This is a genomic window from Phormidium sp. FACHB-1136, assembly GCF_014697375.1.
In the GTDB taxonomy this organism is placed as follows: domain Bacteria; phylum Cyanobacteriota; class Cyanobacteriia; order Phormidesmidales; family Phormidesmidaceae; genus Nodosilinea.
The window spans coordinates 1-2,412 of record NZ_JACJRS010000227.1 but is presented as its reverse complement, the minus strand read 5'-3'; the positions used below and the strand labels follow the sequence as shown (position 1 = coordinate 2,412).

General features: G+C 55.9%; 1 protein-coding gene. It reads left to right on the top strand.

The window, feature by feature from the left end:
- Positions 1-807 precede the first annotated feature (807 nt).
- Entirely contained in the window at positions 808-1,767 is a 960-nt protein-coding gene (locus tag H6G62_RS26815; RefSeq protein WP_347239436.1) for a protein rep, read from the top strand.
- The last annotated feature ends 645 nt before the right edge of the window (positions 1,768-2,412 follow it).

Genomic DNA, 2,412 nt, shown 5'->3' with positions numbered 1-2,412 from the left:
GCGGTCACCACCACGGCCCCCAGCAGCGCCGCCGACCTGGAGCAGGTGATCGCCATCCTGGAGCAAGCGTTGACACTCAAGGCGAACGCCGGAGGTGCAATCAAGGCCCAAGTGAGGAAAGCCCTGGAGTTGTTGCAGGTGGAAACTGAGTTACGCCTATGAAACTAAGTCCGAACGGTATGTAACGCCCCACAGGGCAAGGCTTTTGGCTTGCCCTGTAACCAAGTTTCCAAGTTTCCAGAGGGGCCAAAAAGCCCGGTTTTGGCCCCTCTGATCATGGAAACGGAACACAGCCCTCCCCCTCCCCCCCATGTTTAGCCCTCTGTGGCGGGTTCTGAGGGATGTCAAGGGTGAAGCGATAGCGGAAAGCGTAGCGGCCCTTGATAGCCCTCAGGTTCCGCTGTATCCATCCCTCATGGGGGGGGAGGGGGAGACGGCACCACTACACAAAAATTATTCATCCCTTCATAGCTATCTAGCGATGAAGGGTTTTTGCTGTATTGGCTCGGCCTGTGAGGGCCGGGATTATACCCCACGCGCCTGCGCCAAACCCCTCATTTTCATCACAACTCAATTCCCGGAAAGGCTAAGCCTTTCCTAGACGGTTCAATTTATCTCAGCAACTCGCCAACCCCTAAAGCCCAGTTTCGGGGGGTGGTTCTCCTTCTCTTGATTATTTAGGGATAACTTCCATCAGGTCTGAGGGAGTGAAACGACCGCAAAATAAGCGTTTCAAGGTTGCCATAAAAATCAAGAACCCCTGTATAGTTGGAGTTACCACACAACAACCAATACAGAGGTTCTAAGATGACCGGAATGAACCGGGCAGTAAGCCCAGTATACCTATCTGACATCTCCGAGAGGGATAAACCTTGGGATATCCACAGGGCACAGGCAGAGGCCGTAGAGGCGCTGTATGGAGTCCTAGGGTATCAGCGGTATCAGGAACGCATGGGGGCCTGTTCTGGGCGGCTACAGTTCGCGCTGATTAGCGATGGTGATGATGGTGTGGTGCCTCACCTCCAGTCCGCGTTTTTCTGTAGGGTTAGAACCTGTCCTGTCTGCCAGTGGCGACGCGCTCTGATGTGGCGAGCAAGGTTCTATAAGGCCATCCCTGAATACCTGAATGAACACCACGGGCGACGGCCTGTGTTCCTGACGCTGACGGTTCGCAACTGCGCGATCAGTGAGCTGCGCCAAACCGTTGACCAGATGAACACGGCCTTTAAGCGTATGAGCCAGCGCAAGAACTGGCCGGGGGTGGCATGGGTGAAGTCCTTGGAGGTCACACGCGGTGCTGATGGTTCGGCCCATCCCCACTTCCATGTGCTGATGTTCGTCAAGCCCGGTTACTTCCAGGGTAAGAACTACATCAAGCAAGCAGCTTGGCGGGAACTGTGGCGATCATGCCTGAGGGTGGACTATCTGCCTGTGGTGAATGTGAAGACCGTCAAGTCAAAAACGCCCACAGGGGACACTCTGGCTGATATCCGCGTGGCCATCCTGGAGACGCTCAAGTATGGCGTGAAGCCCGATGACCTGACCCACGACGCGGAATGGTTAGGGGAGCTGACGCGACAGCTCCACAAGACCAGGGCCGTGGCCGTAGGGGGAGAGCTGCGGCCCTACCTCCGAGAGGATGAACCGGAAGACCTTGTTCACGATGAAGACCTAGAGAGCGAGATGGCGGCCACTGAGGATGACCCGCGCCTGGTTTTTGACTGGATGACTACAGTGAAACGCTATGCCCAAAAGTTAGCTAATTGACGGCGTGTATTACACGGCATACACTGAGCTTAAGGACGTGACTAGACGGTGTACCACCACCCCCTAGCCACTGACCCCAAAGATGCTCTAACCATCATTGAGGCTATAACCATCATGCGACGAAATGACCACGCGCTGAGCGTGGCCAGACCGCTCTACCAACTGGGCGACCTGGTCTGTGTGATCAGCGAATGTGAAGACGGAACAACGACCGACTTCGGCTATGTGACCGGAATTGAGATTGACCCACCCCATTGCACCCCTGGATGGTGGTACGCGGTCTGTCTGGTCGGAAATCAGTGGCACAACCTAACCGAGTGGTTGCCACAAGATGACATTGCAGGGCGTGTAATACACGGTAGGTATGAACATGGAGCCTAGGGCCAAAGACGGAAAGTTCGCGCCTAAGTCTTCTACCGAGCGCAAGGTACGTTCAATCCGAGCGACAGATCATGTGTGGGATGACTTTGGGTTTGAGGCAGACAGACGACGTATTACACGGGCTGACCTGCTAGAGATGTGGGTCAGCTCTCCCCCGGCGGTCACCACCACGGCCCCCAGCAGCGCCGCCGACCTGGAGCAGGTGATCGCCATCCTGGAGCAAGCGTTGACACTCAAGGCGAACGCCGGAGGTGCAATCAAGGC